Annotated in this window: 16 protein-coding genes; 7 read left to right on the top strand and 9 right to left on the bottom strand. The window is 69.9% G+C overall.

The window, feature by feature from the left end; genetic code table 11:
- Positions 1-31: 31 nt before the first annotated feature.
- Positions 32-994, top strand: coding sequence for a LysR family transcriptional regulator (locus tag SACMADRAFT_RS12615; RefSeq protein WP_009154206.1), 963 nt, complete (start codon positions 32-34; stop codon positions 992-994).
- Here SACMADRAFT_RS12615 and SACMADRAFT_RS12610 read toward each other — a convergent pair.
- The 4 genes from SACMADRAFT_RS12610 to SACMADRAFT_RS12595 all read right to left on the bottom strand — a co-directional run bounded on the left by SACMADRAFT_RS12610 (position 945) and on the right by SACMADRAFT_RS12595 (position 5,487).
- Positions 945-1,307 (bottom strand): ArsR/SmtB family transcription factor, encoded by a 363-nt coding sequence (locus SACMADRAFT_RS12610; protein WP_009154205.1) that lies wholly within the window; start codon positions 1,305-1,307, stop codon positions 945-947. The genes SACMADRAFT_RS12615 and SACMADRAFT_RS12610 overlap by 50 nt on opposite strands.
- 108 nt (positions 1,308-1,415) lie before the next feature.
- Entirely contained in the window at positions 1,416-2,228 is an 813-nt protein-coding gene (locus SACMADRAFT_RS12605) for a 2-oxo acid dehydrogenase subunit E2 (RefSeq protein ID WP_157617242.1), read from the bottom strand.
- Positions 2,229-2,395: 167 nt separating this feature from the next.
- Positions 2,396-2,983, bottom strand: a complete 588-nt coding sequence (locus SACMADRAFT_RS12600; protein WP_009154203.1) for a maleylpyruvate isomerase N-terminal domain-containing protein — start codon at positions 2,981-2,983, stop codon at positions 2,396-2,398.
- Positions 2,984-3,054: 71 nt separating this feature from the next.
- Positions 3,055-5,487 (bottom strand): plasma-membrane proton-efflux P-type ATPase, encoded by a 2,433-nt coding sequence (locus SACMADRAFT_RS12595; protein ID WP_009154202.1) that lies wholly within the window; start codon positions 5,485-5,487, stop codon positions 3,055-3,057.
- 241 nt (positions 5,488-5,728) lie between these two features.
- On the opposite strand from SACMADRAFT_RS12595, the gene SACMADRAFT_RS12590 reads away from it, so the two are divergent.
- The 4 genes from SACMADRAFT_RS12590 to SACMADRAFT_RS12575 are packed head-to-tail and all read left to right on the top strand — an operon-like array spanning position 5,729 to position 8,835.
- A complete protein-coding gene (locus tag SACMADRAFT_RS12590; RefSeq protein WP_009154201.1) occupies positions 5,729-6,226 on the top strand; it encodes a hypothetical protein in 498 nt (165 codons plus the stop codon).
- A 60-nt stretch (positions 6,227-6,286) separates the two neighbouring features.
- Positions 6,287-6,985 carry a response regulator transcription factor gene (locus tag SACMADRAFT_RS12585; RefSeq protein ID WP_009154200.1) on the top strand — a complete coding sequence of 233 codons (699 nt, stop codon included), beginning with the start codon at positions 6,287-6,289 and terminating at the stop codon, positions 6,983-6,985.
- Positions 6,982-8,241: a sensor histidine kinase gene (locus SACMADRAFT_RS12580; protein WP_009154199.1), complete on the top strand. Its 1,260-nt coding sequence runs from the start codon at positions 6,982-6,984 to the stop codon at positions 8,239-8,241. Before SACMADRAFT_RS12585 ends, SACMADRAFT_RS12580 begins: the two co-directional genes overlap by 4 nt.
- Before the next feature lie 57 nt (positions 8,242-8,298).
- The gene (locus SACMADRAFT_RS12575; RefSeq protein ID WP_009154198.1) at positions 8,299-8,835 is read left to right on the top strand and encodes a DUF2231 domain-containing protein; all 537 of its coding nucleotides are present in this window, start codon (positions 8,299-8,301) and stop codon (positions 8,833-8,835) included.
- A gap of 28 nt (positions 8,836-8,863) precedes the next feature.
- On the opposite strand, the gene SACMADRAFT_RS12570 is transcribed toward SACMADRAFT_RS12575, so the two are convergent.
- The 3 genes from SACMADRAFT_RS12570 to SACMADRAFT_RS12560 all read right to left on the bottom strand — a co-directional run bounded on the left by SACMADRAFT_RS12570 (position 8,864) and on the right by SACMADRAFT_RS12560 (position 12,451).
- On the bottom strand, positions 8,864-9,340 hold the full coding sequence (locus SACMADRAFT_RS12570) for a (2Fe-2S)-binding protein (RefSeq protein WP_009154197.1): 477 nt from the start codon (positions 9,338-9,340) through the stop codon (positions 8,864-8,866).
- Positions 9,341-9,354: 14 nt separating this feature from the next.
- Positions 9,355-11,673 carry a molybdopterin cofactor-binding domain-containing protein gene (locus tag SACMADRAFT_RS12565; RefSeq protein ID WP_009154196.1) on the bottom strand — a complete coding sequence of 773 codons (2,319 nt, stop codon included), beginning with the start codon at positions 11,671-11,673 and terminating at the stop codon, positions 9,355-9,357.
- A 151-nt stretch (positions 11,674-11,824) separates the two neighbouring features.
- Positions 11,825-12,451 carry a TetR/AcrR family transcriptional regulator gene (locus tag SACMADRAFT_RS12560; protein ID WP_009154195.1) on the bottom strand — a complete coding sequence of 209 codons (627 nt, stop codon included), beginning with the start codon at positions 12,449-12,451 and terminating at the stop codon, positions 11,825-11,827.
- 72 nt (positions 12,452-12,523) lie between these two features.
- On the opposite strand from SACMADRAFT_RS12560, the gene SACMADRAFT_RS12555 reads away from it, so the two are divergent.
- Positions 12,524-13,294: a carbon-nitrogen hydrolase family protein gene (locus SACMADRAFT_RS12555; protein WP_009154194.1), complete on the top strand. Its 771-nt coding sequence runs from the start codon at positions 12,524-12,526 to the stop codon at positions 13,292-13,294.
- A 179-nt stretch (positions 13,295-13,473) separates the two neighbouring features.
- Here the strand turns inward: SACMADRAFT_RS12555 and SACMADRAFT_RS12550 are convergent, their stop codons facing one another.
- Together SACMADRAFT_RS12550 and SACMADRAFT_RS12545 are read right to left on the bottom strand one after the other, a co-directional pair.
- Positions 13,474-15,174, bottom strand: a complete 1,701-nt coding sequence (locus SACMADRAFT_RS12550) for a sodium:solute symporter family protein (protein ID WP_009154193.1) — start codon at positions 15,172-15,174, stop codon at positions 13,474-13,476.
- Positions 15,171-15,482 carry a DUF4212 domain-containing protein gene (locus tag SACMADRAFT_RS12545; protein ID WP_009154192.1) on the bottom strand — a complete coding sequence of 104 codons (312 nt, stop codon included), beginning with the start codon at positions 15,480-15,482 and terminating at the stop codon, positions 15,171-15,173. Before SACMADRAFT_RS12545 ends, SACMADRAFT_RS12550 begins: the two co-directional genes overlap by 4 nt.
- A 245-nt stretch (positions 15,483-15,727) precedes the next feature.
- On the opposite strand from SACMADRAFT_RS12545, the gene SACMADRAFT_RS12540 reads away from it, so the two are divergent.
- A complete protein-coding gene (locus SACMADRAFT_RS12540) occupies positions 15,728-16,147 on the top strand; it encodes a hypothetical protein (protein WP_040925674.1) in 420 nt (139 codons plus the stop codon).
- The last annotated feature ends 42 nt before the right edge of the window (positions 16,148-16,189 follow it).

The following is a 16,189-nucleotide window of genomic DNA, read 5'->3' as shown; positions in this document are numbered from 1 at the left end:
CCAAAGCTGAACTTTGGAGTACCGTGAACGCGTGCCACTGCCGCCACGGGTACCGGAGATCGGTGCCCTCGATCTGCTGCTCAGCGTCGCCAAGCTGGGAAGTCTGGGTAAGGCCGCGCGCGAGCACGGCATCTCGCAACCCGCCGCCGCGTCGCGCGTGCGCAACATGGAGCGCCTGATCGGGGTACCCCTGATCGTGCGGTCGGCGACCGGCTCGCAGCTCACCGACGAGGGCGCGGTGATCGCCGACTGGGCGGGTCGCGTTGTCGACGCGGCCGCCGAACTGGACGCGGGGATATCGGCGCTGCGTAACCAGCAGGCCAGCCGTATCCAGCTCGCGTGCAGCATGACCATCGCCGAGTACCTGTTGCCCGGCTGGCTGGCGGAGCTGCGCAGGCGGCTGCCTGCCGCGACGATCGGGCTGCAGGTGGTCAACTCGGCCGAGGTGGCCGAACTGGTGCTTTCCGGCAAGGCCGATCTGGGGTTCGTGGAGGGCGCTCGACCGCCCGAGGGGTTGCGCGCGTACCCGGTGGCACGTGACCAGTTACTGCTCGTGGTGCCGCACGACCACCCGTGGGCCCGCCGCACCGAGCCGGTGAGCGCGTCCGAACTCGCCGCGACGCCGCTGATCAGCCGGGAACCCGGGTCGGGCACCCGCTACGTGCTGGACCACGAGCTTGAAGGGCTCGGTTACCACTCGCGCCCGGCCCCGATCATGGAGCTGTCCTCCACCACCGCCATCAAGGCCGCCGTCGAGGCCGGGATCGGGCCTGCCGTGCTGAGTTCGCTTGCCCTGGCCGAGGACGTGGCGCAGGGCAAGCTGGTCGTGGTGCCGATGCAGGGCCTGGATCTACGGCGGGTGCTGCGGTTGGTGCTGCGGTCCGGGGAGCAGCTCCCGCCGGTGCTGCGTGATGTCGTCGCGGCAACCGGTGCCGGTGGCGCGGCTAGCCGCGACCGGCCAGGCCCCGGCGCCGCCCGGCCTCAGCGGCCATGATGTCGCGCAGCAGGTCGATGGCTCGCAGCAACTGGGGATAGCGCAGCGAGTAGATGATGCTGTTGCCGTTTCGCCGGGTGCCGACGATGCCACGCTCCCGCAACATCGCCAGGTGCTGGGAGACGTTGGGCTGTGTGGTGTCCAGAATCTCGCACAGCTGCCCCACCGAACGCGGGCCGTCGGCGAGCGCGTACAGCAGCATCAGCCGCTTTGGCTCGTTGAGCGCCTTGCACAAGCTGGCGGTGAGCTCGTGCAGCTCCGCCCGTAGCGCGGGGTCGAGCCCGGCTGCCTGCCCGTCGGCGGTGTTCGGCATGGTCACACCCTAGACGGCCGCGCACCGAAGTGTCGGCGACTCCGAGCGGTCGGACGGTCTCGCCGTGGTGCCGATCGACGACTGCCGACGACTACCGACGACTGCTGGCTACCCTGCGACGTTCCCCAGTGGTTCGAACGCCGTGGGGTCGGCGCAGTAGCGGCGAACCGCGTCGGCCAGCCGGGCGGCATGGCTGCCGTCGGCATAGCGGTGGTCCACGGTGGCGGTCAGGGTCAGCATGGGGCGGACCGTCACCGCGCCGTCGCGGACGACGGGCCGGTCGGTGATCGCGCCGACCAGCACCAGCAGCGGCACGCGGTAGTACGACGCCAGCGGCGAGAAGCCACGCGCGACGCCCCACATGCCCACCGACGTCACCATGGCCGCACCGAAGGCCTGGCGCGGCATGCCGAACCGGGACAGGTCGAGGTTGAGGTCGGAGGTGAGCCAGGCAGCACCCCGCAACGCGGCGCGAAGCACCGGCCGGGGCAGCCTGGCCAGCAGGGCCTTGCCTCGGTCGAAAGCGGTGTCGGCGCCGCGTTCGATGCCCTCGACCCTTCGCGCCACCTCTTTCGCGACGTCGATCGCCGACTTGCGGTCGACGTGCTCCACCTTCACCCCGTTCAGTTCCGCCTGCGCACCGGCGGCGATGATGAAGAAGATGTCGAGGCTGTCTCTCGGGACGGCACGGCCTCCGGTGAGCCGCACCGCGAACTGCGGAACCTCGCGCAGCCCGTGGGCGACGGCCTTTCCGATCAGGTGCGTGACGGTCACGCGGGTGTCGGATCGCGCGCGTAGCCGTTCGACGTGCGCCAGCAGTTCGGTGGCGTCGATGTCCAGCTCGCCGTAGAACTGCGGGTCCGTGGGGCTGCCCCAGGTGGCTCCCGCGAGCTTGCGCCAGCCGTGTACTCGATCACCCATGGCCGGAGTATCGAAGCCGGGCCGCGTTCCTGCCACTCGGCGCGAGTCCCCCGCTCCCACCCGCGAGTCCCGCGCTCCCACCCGCGAGTCCCGCGCTCCCACCCGCGAGTCCTGCGCTCCCGCCGGTTGCGGAACCGGCGTCGCGTACCGGCGCGGGCAGCTTCAGGTCACAGCCACGGACCGAGCTCCGGGGCCGTGTCGGCCCTGCCGGTGAGCCACCTCGCCAGCGCGGGCCCCTCCCCCGCGGCGATTCGCCGGTCCAGCACATCGACGAGCAGCGCACGCACGAGGTCGTCGGGAAGGCCGGTGAAGTCGGCACCGGCGTCGAGGTCGACCGCGTGCACCACCACCTCGCGGGTGCGCATCCATGGCAACGCCGAGGCAGGTACCAGGTTTCCCTGTGCGGTGCGAACCTGCCGCTCACGGCCTTCCGCGGACAGCTCGTCGTACTCACGGGCCAGCGTGGTGGCCGACTCGCCGACCAGCTCACGCAGCCGCGCGGCAGGCAGCCGGGCACCCGATTCGATCTCCTCGTCCCGGTGCTGCCTGCTGGGGTACATCTGTGCGGGCTCCCCGGTCCGCGCCCACCCCACGAGTCGTCGCAGTGCCTCGGCGTTGAAGTGCACATGCGCCACCACATGCGCCCGGCTCCAGCCCGGCAGGCGGCTCGGTGCGGCGAAATCGGCGTCGGACAACTCCTCCACGGTCGACAACAACAGCTGCGTACCTCGGTCCATCCACTGCCGCGTGCTCATCCGGCCCCTCTCGTCGTGCTCTCCTACCGTAGGAGTTCGCCGGTGCACGCCACCAGGCCTGCGCCGTCCGGTCAACCTGGCCAAGCCCGGGCTCGTCGATCGAGCGCGCGGTATACGACCACCTTCAACTGGTCCAGAATGAAGAACCACACTGCCGCCCAAGCCCAGGCCAGCCCGATGAGCCCCCATCCCAGCGGTTCCATCAGCAGGCCGAGGCCGGCGATCGCGGTCGCCAGCATCTGGGTACCAACAACCGCCGCGAGCAGGATCCACGCGGGCCGGTGGGACCAGAACCGCTCGCGCGTGCGGGCGACGAACACGGTGAAGTGTCCCGCCACCGACAGCTTGAGGTAAATCAACGTCTGCGTCGTCGTTCGGGTCAGCTCGAGCGGGCCAAGAGCCAGCCACACCAGCAGCAGCGAGGAAACGACGCCGGCCAGGCCGAGCGCCGAGGCGACGATCGTCACCTCGTCGAGGTTCCAGCGCTGCGGCCGTGGCGCCGCGCGCACCCGGTCGTAGGCGATCGCGAGGATCGCGGCGTCGTTGAGTATGGCCAGCAGCACCACCTGGACCGGCGTAACGGGAAAGAAGTCGTAGATCACGATTGTCGCCGTAACGAAGACGACGACGCGGATGGTTTCGGCGATCCGGTAGATGGCGTAGTTCTTCATCCGCCGGAACACCTCGCGCGAGCGGTGGATCGCCTCCACGATCGTGGACAGGCCCGGCGCCAGCAGCACGATGTCGGATGCGGCACGGGCGGCGTCGGTTGCCCCGGCGACAGCGATGCCCACGTCGGCGCGGCGTAGGGCGGGTGCGTCGTTGACGCCGTCACCGGTCATGCCGACGATGTGGTCGCGGTGTTGGAAGGCTTCGACGATGCGGTACTTGTCCTCGGGTACCACTTGGGCGAAGCCATCGGTGCGTTCGACTGTCTCGGCCAGTTGGTCACCGTGGAGCGCCTCGATGCGAGACGATTCCATGATGTCGGTACCCATGCCGACGTCGTGGGCGATTTCGTGGGCGATTTCGGCCCGGTCGCCGGTGATCATGGTGACTCGCACACCCAGTTCGTGGGCTCTGTGCAGGGTGTCGCGGGAGTCCTGACGGGGTGGGTCCTGCAGTCCGAGCACACCGGACACGCTCCAGCCGCGGTTGTCGGCGTGGGCGACGGCCAGTGCGCGGTAGCCCCGGTCGGCGAAGGCGCGGGTGCGCTCCTCCACCCTGTCCCGGACGTGTTGCTCGGCGTGGGCGAGGTCGAGGATGGCCTGGACGGCGCCCTTCGCCACGCGCGTGGTTGTCCCGTCGGGTGCCCGCAGGTCGGCTCGGGCGTACTTGCGACTGGAGTCGAACGGTGTGAACTCGGTGACCCGCCAGTCGCTGAGCCGGCCGGTGTCGGTGGCGGCGAGCACGGCGGCGTCGATCGGGTCACCGGCGTCGCGCTCGGCGGTCAGTGCCGCCTGCCGCAGCACCCGCTGCTCGCCCTGGCCGTCCAGCACCGCGACCTCGGCGACAGCCAGTTCGTTGCGGGTGATCGTGCCGGTCTTGTCGGCGCACAACACGTCCACCCCGGCCATCTCCTCCACCGCGGGCAGATGGCTCACCACGGCATCACGCTTGGCGAGGTGGCGCGCCCCGACCGCCATGGTCACCGACAGCACCGCGGGCAACGCCACCGGAATCGACGCGATCGTCACTACCAGCGCGAACTCCAACGTGTGCACCAGACCAGTCCCGCGCAGCAGGGAGACCACGACGATCACCCCGACGAGCGCGACGGCCAGCGCGATCAGGTACCGTCCGATTCGCACGATGGCACGCTGGAAGTGGCTCCGCGGCGCTTGCCTGCCCGCCAATTCGGCCGCGCGGCCGAACTGGGTGTGCTCGCCGGTGGCCAGCACCCGCAGCGCTACCGCCCCTCGCGAGACCACCGCCGGCGAGTACATGTCCTCGCCGGGTCGCTTGCCCACCGGCAGTGACTCACCCGTCAGCGCCGATTCATCAGCCTCGCACTCCCCCTGGGCGACCCGACCATCGGCGGGCACAAGTTCACCACGGCGGATCCGCACCAGGTCCCCGGGAACCAGCTCCTCGGCGGCGAGCCACCTCCACTCGCCGTCGCGGTTGACCTCAGCCCGCCTGGCCAATCGCTGCTTCAGTGCCGCGATGGCGCTACGGGCCTGGTGCTCCTCCCAGAACCCCACACCACCGTTGAGTAACAACAACGCCAGGATGATCCCGAAATCAGCCCACCGTGCGGTCAACGCCGTCAACAGCAGCGCGGCCTCGATCATCCACGGGATCGGACCCCAGAAGTGCGAAAGCAGCTCCGACCAGACGCTACGCTCCTCCTCCTTGAGCGCGTTGCGCCCGTAATGGTCCAGCCGCGTCCGCGCCTCCAGGGAGGTCAATCCCTCCGTGGTGTCGCGCAGGTTGTCGACGCGCCGATCCTCTTCGGTGCGCTGATCACGAACAAGCTGTCGGCCGCTGGTTGGCTCCGGCATTCGGGCCGCCCCTCCTCCCGGGAACACGGCGGACATCGTGGCTTTGGAGCCGACTGTATTGCCGGGTCCGGCACCTCGCTCGGCGTTGACAGGCGCGCTTGACGGGCGTTTGGAGGTGCTCGGAGGGACGAAAGCGCAGAACTCGCGGGCAGGAGCGCAGAACTCGCGGGCAGGAACTTAGAACTCGCGGGCAGGAGCGGGGGACTCGCGGGGTTGGCGTGGGGTTGGCAGCATCGGCGGAATGGACGCATACCGCGCTGAGGGGTGGGCGGATTTCGCGGTCGCTGTCGCGGGTGCGGGCGCGGCACTGGCCGGGCTGCTGTTCGTGGCGCTGTCGATAAACCTGGAGCGCATCCTCGCCGGGCGGCGGCTGCCCGCCCGGGCAGCGCACACGCTGGTACTGCTGGCCACCCCGCTGGTGGTGGCGCTGGTGCTACTCGTGCCAGGACAGTCGGAGCGCGCGTTGGGAATCGAGCTGGTGGCGGTGGGGGCCACGACCGGTCTGCTGCTGGCGGCCTTGAACCACCCTGGCCGGCGTGCCCCGCAGCAGCCGCTGACCTGGTGGTTGATCGCGGAAGCGCTGCCCGCCGTCGCGCTGTCCGGCACCACGATCGTCGCGGGCGCGGGGCTGCTCACCACATCGCTGTCGGGCTTGTACTGGCTGGTTGCCGGTATCGTCGTCGCCTTCGTCGGCGCCCTGCTGAATGCGTGGGTACTGCTGGTGGAGATCCTGCGCTGATCCGACCTGCCACGTCACTGCGGCGGAAGCCGTCCGCGCGGGTGTGGGCATGATGAGTGGATGGACGCACCTGCCGTTCGCCCTGCGCGACTGCTGCTGGTGGAGGACGACCCGGAGCTCGTCGCGATGCTGTGCGGGGTGCTGGCCGAAGAAGGCTACGTGGTGGATGTCGCCCGCGACGGGCAGCGGGCCCTTCATCTCGCCTTGACCAGCACCTACGACGTCGCCGTGCTCGACCGTCGACTGCCCGCCATCGAGGGTCTCGACCTGCTCGGCAGGCTCCGCGCGAGCGCGGTGACCACCCCGGTGCTGGTCTTGTCCGCACTGGCCAATCCCGCCGATCGGGTGCGCGGCCTGGACGCGGGCGCCGAGGACTACCTGGGCAAACCGTTCGACCTCGACGAACTGCTTGCTCGGCTACGGGCACTGCGCAGGCGCCACCTGGACACGGCGCGGCTGCTTCCCGTCGGCGCGTGGCGGCTGGATCTGCGGACCAGGCAGGTGGTGCCCGCGCCGGGTGCCGAGACGACGCTGCCGGTGGCCGAGTTGTCCGAACGCGAATGCGATCTGCTCGCCGCGCTCGCGGGCCGTCCGGGCCGCGTGTTCTCCCGCCGCGAGCTGCTGTCGCTGGCCTTCCCCGAGGCGCGCAGCGAGGCCGTCGTCGACACCTACGTGCACTACCTACGCCGCAAGCTCGGCGCCGAGGTGGTCACGACCGTGCACGGGCGCGGCTACCGACTGGGCAGGAGCCGCACTTGACCACCCGACCCCGCGACAGGTCCGCGCCCGCCGATCCCGACGGCAGGCTGCTGCGTCGCGCCTCCTGGCGGCTCGGGGCCCAGGCCGGGCTGATCGTCGCGTTGATCGTGACAGTACTGTCGGCGCTTGCGGTCCTCGTCGTCGTACAGGGACAGCATCGCGGCGCCGCTTCGCTGCTGGCACAGGCGGTGGCAAGGGCCGATGACGTCGCCGATCCCCCTGCCTCGGTCTGGCTGGTCGCGCAGACCTCCGGAGGGCAGGTAGCCACGCCGGGGCTGCCACCGGGGTTGCCGGACGAGGCCGCCCTCGCGAACACCTCGGCCACCGGGCAGGACAGCACCGTCGACTACCGCGCCGGCGGCGTCGAGTACCGGGTACATACGGTCCGGCGGGGACAGCAGACGATACAGGCCGCGCTCGATCTGTCTTCGGACCACGCAGAACGGGTCCGGCTGGCCTCGGCTCTGCTGCTCAGCGGCGGACTCGGACTGGTGCTGGCCGCCGTGGCCGGGGTCTGGCTCGGCCGCCGCGCGGTGCGGCCGATGGCGCAGGCACTGGCCCTGCAGCGCCGCTTCGTCGCCGACGCGGGCCACGAGTTGCGTACCCCGCTCACCCTGCTTTCCACCCGGGTGCAACTGCTTCACCGCCACCTGCGCCGGGACCCAGGGCACGCCGATCTCCGTGGCGAGGCGGCCGCCGTGGCGGCCGACGCACGACACCTGGCGGCCATCCTCGACGACCTGTTGCTGGCGGCCGAACCCGGCTCGCCACTTCCGAGTTCTACTGTGGACCTGGCGGAACTGGCCGAGCGAGTTGGAGCCGCATCGACCAACGACCCGGTCCCCGTCCAGGTCATTCGGCCCAGCGCACCGGTCGCGGTCCGGGGGTCGGCGGTCGCGTTGCGCCGGGCCGTGACCGCGTTGCTGGACAACGCCTCTTCTCACGCCCGCGCGGGCGTCACCATCAGCGTCAGCTCGGCGGCACGCCACGCCAGCCTCGAGGTCGCCGACGACGGCCCCGGGTTCGATGCAGACCTGCTTCCCGGTGTGTTCGAACGGTTCGCGACGGCCCGCGACGGGCAGCAGCCACGTGGCTACGGCATCGGGCTCGCGCTCGTCAGCGAGATCGCCGCCCGCCACGGCGGCACTGTCAGCGCGAGCAACCAGCCCGGCGGCGGGGCACGGCTGCGGCTGACCCTGCCACTCGCGGCGTCCCAAGAATTCTCCAAGGAGCAGCCGCCATCATCGCTGGGGTAGGCCCGGCCCTCACCGTGGTGCCGGGCGACCGATCGGCTCACCGAAAGGCATCCGCAAATGCCCACGTTCGTCGCAGGGCTGCCCCTGCACGTGCTCGTCGTGCACGCCGTCGTCGTGCTCGTCCCGCTCGCTCTGCTCGCGGCCGTCACCGTCGCGGTGTGGCCGGCCGCGCGCCGCCGCTACGGTTGGGCAGTAGTCGGCCTCGCCTCGCTGGCCGCGGTGTCCATCCCGATCGCGACCAGCAGCGGTGAGGGCCTGCGCAGCAGGCTCGCGGCAACGCCGCTGATCGCCGAACACGCCGAACTCGGCGACCAGCTACTGGCCGTCTTCGTGCCTATGGTGGCCGCCGTGACGGCCGTGGTGGCGATCGAGCACTTCCGGGGGCGGCGGCGCGCCAACACCGAAGCGGGCACGCGCACCGTCCCGGTGACCACGGCACGCTGGGCCCGCCCGGTCGCAACCCTGCTCGCGTTGATCACGATCGCCTTCGCCGCCGGCTCCGCGGTACAGGTCGTGCGGATCGGCGACTCAGGAGCCCGTGCCGCCTGGTCCGGGACCCACTACGTGGCCGCCCACGACGAGGAGGACGACTGAACGACCGTGACGGCTACCTCTTCGTCGGCTACATCTTCTCCGCCGCGCTCCTGATCGCCTCCCGGATGCGGGAATAGGTGCCGCAGCGACAGATGTTGCGGATCTCGTCCAGGTCGGCGTCGCTGAGCTCGCGGCCCTCGGCCTTGACCTTTCGCACCTTGGCGATGGCCGCCATGATCTGGCCGGGCTGGCAGTAGCCGCACTGCGAGACGTCGCGCTCCAGCCACGCCTGCTGCATCGGGTGCAGCTCGCCGGTGTCAGGATCGGCGACTCCTTCGATGGTGGTGATCTCGTCGCTGGTTTTGATCTTCGAGACCGGCACGGCGCACGGATTGAACGCCTTGCCGTTGATGTGGCTGGTACACGCCTTGCAGACGTTGATGCCGCAGCCGTACTTGGGCCCGGTGATCCCGAGCAGGTCACGCAGCACCCACAGCAGGCGCACGTTGTCCTCGGCGTCGACCGTCACCTGCTCGCCGTTGACGGTGAAGGTGTGTTGAGGCACTGACTAACTCCTTGTCACTGGGCGTACTTGAGGCCGTCCACCGGCGAGGCAGGCACCGGGGGGACCTTCGGCTTCGGCTCGAAGCTCAACGTGGCGTGGTTGATCGGGAACCGGGTGGGCAAGGTTCCCGTGGCCCTGCCGTAGGCACTCGCCACCGCCGCGAGCGAACTGGCCACGCCGAGTTCGCCCGCGCCACCCGGCACCCCGGTGGTCGGTGGCATGACCACCACGCGCATCTCGGGCGGGGTGTTCCACTGCCGGGTGTAGAAGTAGTTGTCCCAGCTGGCCTCCAGCGGCAACCCGTCCTCCACATGCAGGCTGGAGGTCAACGCGAGCGCGATACCGTCGTTGATGCAGCCGATCATCTGCGCCTCCAGACCGCGCGGGTTGATCGGCAGCCCCGCGTCGACCACCCCGACGGCCTTGGTGACCCGCGGGCCGGTGACCGCGTCGCGGACGGAGCGATTCACCGTCTCCGGCCTGCAGTCGATCTCCACCAGCACGGCGCTGACGCTCTTGTACTCCAGGTGGAAACCGACGCCCTGCGCCGTGCCCTCCGGCATCGGCCTGCCCCACTGGCCGACCTCGACGAGCTTGTCGAGCACGGCGCGGAAGCGATCCTCCTTGAGCAGTTCCCGGCGGAACGCCACCGGATCCTTGCCCATCTTCTCGGCGAGGGCGTCCATGACCAGTTCGCGGGCACACACCACGTTGGGTGAGTAGACGTTGCGCATGCTGCCGGTGTGGAACTTCAGCGGCACCTCGTTGAGCGTCTGCGTCGTGACCCCGAGGTGGTAGGGGTTCGACTGGGACAGCAGGAAAACCGTCTGCGAGAAGCTGACGTCACCGACGGGCAGTCGCGCTGCCACCGAGGTCAGGATCTCACCGAGACCGTGCCCGAAGTCGGTCTCGACGCTGGTGTGCCGGTGCTCGAAGCTCACCACGTTGCCTGCCGAGTAGTTCGCCCTGATCCGCGACACCGACATCGGGTGCGCGCGGCCGTGCCGGGAGTCGTCGGCCCGGTGCCACATCAGCTTCACCGGCTTGCCGAGCTTCTGCGAGATCTCGGCGGCCTCCAGCGCGGCGTCACCGAACAGCTTGCGGCCGAAGGAGCCGCCGCCGGTGACGACGTGCACCCTCACCGCGCTGACAGGCAGCCCGAGCCTCGCCGCGATCTGCTCCTGCGCCACGATCGGTGACTTCAGACCGGACCAGATCTCGGCACGGTCGGCACGTACGTCGGCGATGGCGCAGTTGGTCTCCAGCGCGCTGTTGCTGGAGAAGTCGAAGACGAACTCGGCGTCCAGGCTCTTGGTCAGCAGTGGTGGGACCGCCGCCGGGAGGGTGGCGGCCTTCAGTTTCGCGAGGACGGTTTCGTCGGACTCGCCGTCCACCGTGCCCGGCCCCCAGTCCACGCGCAGTGCTCGCACGGCGTCGATGCACTGGCCGAAGGTCTCGCCCCGCACCGCGACACCGGTGGAGATCACCGTGACGTCGGTGATGCCGGGCATCGCCTCGACCTCGGCCGCGTTGTGCACCGCCCGAACCGTTCCGTTGATCGTCGGCGGGCGGCACACCATGGTCGGCTTGGCACCGGGTACCCGTAGGTCCATGGTGAACTGCTTGCGACCGGTCACCGCCTCCAAGGCGTCGATGCGTGACTGTGGGGTTCCGACGAGCGTGAACTGTCCCGGTGCCTTGGGCTCGGCACTGACCTGCTCGGTGCTGGTGCCTGCCGCCGCCTCGGTGAGTGAGCCGTAGTCGGCCTGCTGCCCGTTCGGCCCGAACACCACGCCCGCGCGAACCGACAACGTACCCACGTCGACGTTCCACCGCGCGGCCGCGGTGGCCAGCAGCCGCGCCCTGGCGATCGCGGCAGCGGTGCGCACCGGGTCGTACAGCGAGCGCACCGAGTTGGAGCCGCCGGTGAGCTGGTTGAACACCAGTTCCGGCCGCGCGTCGGCCAGCGAGACGTTGACCTTGTCGAGCGGAAGGTCCAACTCTTCGGCGATGAGCATGGCCACCGTCGTCGTGATGCCCTGCCCGACCTCGGCACGCGGCACCGCGAACGTTGCCGTGCCGTCACGTTCGATGGTGATCGTGATGAGGTTCGCCGTGGGGGCGGCGGCGAGGGTGAGCGCGTCGCCGAGGTCGAGGATGTCGGCCGGGCCGGGCAAGGACGGGACCGCCGCGCCGGCGGTGCCCGGGTTGGCCGCGCCGGCGCCGACCTGCGCGGACACGGCCAGCGTGGGCGCCGCCAGTAGGTAGCCGAGGAAGCGGCGCCGCCGCATGCCCTGCGGTTGCGCGTCCGGTATGGGGTGTTCACCTGCCATGAACTGTCCTCTCGAACGGACCTGAGCTGCCCGTCAGGTGCGATTGGTGCGCCGAAGTGTGACACGGGACACCCGGTCGAGTCATGAGCCGCATGCCTACTTCTGGCGCAATGAGGCTGTGCGAACTGCCTAACGGCACCCTGCGGCTGGTCTACTCCAGCCCGGTGTGCAGCCCGGTGGCGAACTGGTGGGCAGCGGCGTCCACGATGTCGGCGGGCCCCGCCTCGATCTCGCCGCTCAGCCAGGCCACCAGCAGCTCGGCGAGCCCTCCGACGAACAGCAGCGCGTTCACCTCGTCACGCGGGGGCGGCAGCGCGGCAGGCCCGAACAGGGCCTGTGCCTGGGTGACCACCAGGCTCGCGAACGTTTGCAGCAGTTCGTGGCGGCGGCTGCGCAGCGCCTGCGACGCGAGGGACTCCACGAGCGCCGCGCGCCCCTTGCGCGGATCTTCGGTGAGCAGGTCGACGAACGAGCTCAGCGCCGCTCGCGCCTTCGCGGCGGGATCGCCGGGGTGTTCGCGCAGTGCCCGCAGCGCGGTGTCGCGGATCTCTTCCGCGACCTGGTCCACGACCGCGACCAGCAGCTCTTCCCTGCCCCGGAAGCTCTCGTAGAAGTAGCGCTCGGTGAGTTTGGCCCGCGCGCACACTGCGGTCATGGTGGTCTGCTCGTAGCCGACGGTGCCGAGCAGGTCCAGACCGGCCTCCAGCAGCCTCGCCCTGCGCTGCGCCTTACGGTTCTCGGCGCTGACGCCACGGTAGGGGCGGATCGGCGAGGACATGGCACCATCTTGACAGACTCACCTGTCGATTCCGTGGCGGGTCGACCGCGCACCAGACTCTAGATTGGGCCGATGCGCCAACCCCTCTCCCTGGCAGTGGCCCAACCGTGGTGCGTCGGGCTCGATGTCGCGTCGAACGTACGGGCGCACGCGCAGGCCGTGCGCGCCGCGGGCGCCCGCGTCGTGGTGTTCCCCGAACTGTCGCTGACGGGGTACGAACTCGACGCGCCCGCCGTCGCCACCGACGATCCCCGGCTGGCCCAGCTGGAGGTCGCCTGCGCAGAGACGGGATCGATCGCGCTCGTGGGCGCGCCCGTCGCGGACCAGCGGGGTCGGGCGTACATCGCGATGCTCGCGGTGGACGGGACGCGGACGACTGTCGCCTACCGCAAGATGTGGCTCGGCACCGCCGAACTCGAGCGGTTCAGCCCCGGCGAGGAACCAGGGTCGCTCGAGGTCGACGGGTGGCGCCTCGGCCTGGCGATCCGCAAGGACACCGGGGTGGCCAGCCATTCGACCGACACCGCGGCACTCGGCATCGACGCCTACGTCGCGGGAACGGTGAAGGCGGCGTCCGAGGCACCCACGCAGCGCGGCGGGCCCGGCGGATCGCCACCGAACACGGCATGTGGGTCGCGGTGGCCAGCTTCGCCGGGCCGACGGGCGGGGGCTTCGAACACACCGCGGGCGGGTCCAGCATCCGCGATGCCACCGGCGGGATCGTCGCCGAAGCGGGCACCGAACCCGGCGACCTCGCGCGGGCGCTGCTTTGTTGAGGCGCCGTCGGCGCCCCGAGTCAGTGCCGAGTCAGTGCCGAGTCAGTGCCGAGTCAGTGCCGAGTGAGGGCTTGCGCGCGACGCCGCCGTAGGCACCCGACCGTACGGGGTCCTCGGTGACCACACCGTCCGCTCGCCACCGGGAAAGCCACACCAGTACCGGCGTGCTGGACCGGGCCGCTCCGGAAGACACACGTGCCCGCGCCGGTCCGGCGCGGGCACGTGTACTCCGGCAGCGGCGGGAGATCAGCTTTCGGCCGGCTCCGAACCGGTCTGCGATCCGGCCGCCGGTTCGGTTCTGCGATCGGCCGGGTAACGCAGGTTCTCCACCATCTCCTCCAGGTGCTTCGGTGGCGGCGCCGTCAGCTTCGACACCACGATCGCGACGATGAAGTTGACCGCCGCGCCGATCACACCGATCGCCTCGGGACTGATGTTGAGGATCGGCTCGTTCGCCTCGGTTCCGAACACCTCCAGCGTGTAGATCATGTAGCTGATGGTCAGCGCGAGACCGACGATCATGCCTGCCGCCGCGCCCTTGGCGTTGCACCGTTTCCACAGGATTCCCAGCACGATCGCCGGGAAGAAACTGGACGCGGCCATGCCGAAGGCGAACGCCACCACTTGCGCGACGAACGCGGGCGGGTTGATGCCCGCGATCACCGCGACGACCACGGCTCCCGCCATCGCCACCCGGCCGATGAGCAGCCGCTCCCGGTCGTAGGCGTGGGTACGGATGCGGCGGAAGTAGAAGTCGTGCGACACCGACGACGCGATGACCAGCAGCAGGCCGGCCGCCGTCGACATCGCCGCGGCCATGCCGCCCGCGGCCACCAGCCCGACGATCGGCGCGGGCAGCCCCGCGATCTCCGGGGAGGCCAGCACGAGGATGTCGTTGTTGATGGTCAGGTCGGCTCCGGCGTCGGCGCTGTTGCTGACGGACTCGATGGTCGTCGCGTCCGGGTTGATCGAGACCAGCCCGGTCGCCGCCCAGTTGCTGATCCACTGCGGCAGCTCGCTGACCGCCTTGCCCTGCACGCCGTCGAGCAGGTTGAACTTGGTGAACGCGCCCACCGCGGGAGCGGTCGTGTACAGCAGGGCGATGAACAGCAGCGCCCAGAACGCCGAGTACCGGGAACCGCGCACGGTCTTCGTCGTGTAGAACCGGATGATCACGTGCGGCAGACCCGCCGTACCGATCATCAGGGTCAGCGTCACGAGGAAGATGTCGATCATGGGCCGTGCCGTGAAGGCGTCGGTGTAGCGGTCCAGCCCGAACTCGGTGCTCAGCGCGTTGAGCTCGTTGAGGATCTGCCCGAAGGACACCTGCGGGATCGGGATGCCCGTGATCAGCTGTGCCACGGCGATCGCGGGGATCAGGTACGCGATGATCAGCACCGTGTACTGCGCCACCTGGGTCCAGGTGATGCCCTTCATGCCGCCGAGCACCGCATAGGTGAAGATGATCGCCGCCGCGATGATCACACCGCCGGTGATGTTGATGTTGAGGAACCGGCTGAAGACGATCCCGCCGCCGTTCATCTGCCCGACGACGTAGGTGAACGAGATGATGATCGCCGCACCGGCGGCCACGGTGCGCACCAACTCGGAGTAGCGGTCACCGACGAACTCCGGAACGGTGAACTTGCCCCACTTGCGCAGGTACGGCGCGATCAGCATGGCCAGCAGCACGTAGCCACCGGTCCAGCCCATCAGGTAGATCGAGCCGTCCGAGCCGAGAAACGCGATCAGACCCGCCATCGAGATGAACGACGCGGCCGACATCCAGTCGGCGGCGATGGCGGCACCGTTGGCGACGGTCGGGATGCCCTGACCCGCGACGTAGAAGCCCTTGGTCTCGGCTACCCGGCTGCGCCACGCGATGCCGATGTAGATGGCGAACGTGATGACGATGAAGACCAGCGTCCAGACCTGAATGTTGCTCATAGCCGGTTGCCCTCCCCATCGCGCTCACTGACACCGAACTTGTCGTCCAGCCGGTCCATGCGGACCGCGTAGATGAGGATCAGCACCAGGAAGGTGTAGATCGAGCCCTGCTGGGCGATCCAGAAGCCCAGCGGGTACCCACCGAAGCTGACCTGGTTCAGCTGTTCCACGAACAGGATCCCGCCGCCGAACGGCACGACGAACCAGATGGACAGCAGTATGAGCTTCAGGCGGAGATTTCGCCGCCAGTACTCTCGACGCCAGTCGCCCTGGGAGGCGACCTGGCCTTCTTCTCCAGTGTGAGCCACCGTTGGCTCCCTTCGAAACCGCGTTACGGGTGTCGGAAGGATCGAGCGGGCAAATCGGGCGAGGCAAGAATTGCTTCGCGAGCGTCCCGCATTCGCCGACGAACGGTCGCGGACCCGGCGCGGACACCGCCCGCGGGACCGCTCGTGCCGCTCGCGGCGGCGAACCGCCCGCTCACACCCGCTCGACGACCGCTGGTGGAGCCGGCGCTCGGGATCGGCCCGAACGCCGCCCTACACTGCCCGGCATGTCCTCGATGACCAGCGCGGCAGCGGCAACGACCGGCCGTCGCCGCATCATGCACGTCGGCAGCGTCCGCATGATCTTCGGCGGCTTGCTCATGCTGGTCGGCTCGCTCATGCCCTGGGTGTCGACGCCGGTCGGCCACCTCTCCGGCGTGGCGGGAGCCGGGCTGTGGACGATCTGCGCGGGCACCATCGCCGTCGCCGGAGCGCTGCTGCCCTACCGGCGGGTGGCCTTCGCGCACGCACTGCTGCCCGGCATCGTCGCCGCGGTGCTCGTCGGCTGGCAGCTACTGCGCATCGTGCAACTGTCCAGCAGCACCGACAGCTGGGGCAGCCTGCTGCCCGGAATCGGGCTCGTCCTCGTCGGCGGCGGGGCGTTCCTGCTCATCCGCGCCGCACTGCGCATTCGCGCAGCGCAGTAGCGGCGGCCCTACGGAACCACCAGCACGGTCCCACGCGGTGCG

It is taken from the genome of Saccharomonospora marina XMU15, assembly GCF_000244955.1.
GTDB classification, from domain to species: Bacteria; Actinomycetota; Actinomycetes; order Mycobacteriales; family Pseudonocardiaceae; genus Saccharomonospora_A; species Saccharomonospora_A marina.
This window is presented reverse-complemented; position numbering and strand designations above follow the sequence as displayed.

Excerpts from the sequence above, each read along its gene's own strand:
- SACMADRAFT_RS12610 (WP_009154205.1), bottom strand. The coding sequence starts at position 1,307 with ATGCCGAACACCGCCGACGGGCAGGCAGCCGGGCTCGACCCCGCGCTA.
- SACMADRAFT_RS12605 (WP_157617242.1), bottom strand. The coding sequence starts at position 2,228 with ATGGGTGATCGAGTACACGGCTGGCGCAAGCTCGCGGGAGCCACCTGG.
- SACMADRAFT_RS12600 (WP_009154203.1), bottom strand. The coding sequence starts at position 2,983 with ATGAGCACGCGGCAGTGGATGGACCGAGGTACGCAGCTGTTGTTGTCG.
- SACMADRAFT_RS12595 (WP_009154202.1), bottom strand. The coding sequence starts at position 5,487 with ATGCCGGAGCCAACCAGCGGCCGACAGCTTGTTCGTGATCAGCGCACC.
- SACMADRAFT_RS12590 (WP_009154201.1), top strand. The coding sequence starts at position 5,729 with ATGGACGCATACCGCGCTGAGGGGTGGGCGGATTTCGCGGTCGCTGTC.
- SACMADRAFT_RS12585 (WP_009154200.1), top strand. The coding sequence starts at position 6,287 with ATGGACGCACCTGCCGTTCGCCCTGCGCGACTGCTGCTGGTGGAGGAC.
- SACMADRAFT_RS12575 (WP_009154198.1), top strand. The coding sequence starts at position 8,299 with ATGCCCACGTTCGTCGCAGGGCTGCCCCTGCACGTGCTCGTCGTGCAC.
- SACMADRAFT_RS12565 (WP_009154196.1), bottom strand. The coding sequence starts at position 11,673 with ATGGCAGGTGAACACCCCATACCGGACGCGCAACCGCAGGGCATGCGG.
- SACMADRAFT_RS12560 (WP_009154195.1), bottom strand. The coding sequence starts at position 12,451 with ATGTCCTCGCCGATCCGCCCCTACCGTGGCGTCAGCGCCGAGAACCGT.
- SACMADRAFT_RS12555 (WP_009154194.1), top strand. The coding sequence starts at position 12,524 with ATGCGCCAACCCCTCTCCCTGGCAGTGGCCCAACCGTGGTGCGTCGGG.
- SACMADRAFT_RS12550 (WP_009154193.1), bottom strand. The coding sequence starts at position 15,174 with ATGAGCAACATTCAGGTCTGGACGCTGGTCTTCATCGTCATCACGTTC.
- SACMADRAFT_RS12540 (WP_040925674.1), top strand. The coding sequence starts at position 15,728 with ATGTCCTCGATGACCAGCGCGGCAGCGGCAACGACCGGCCGTCGCCGC.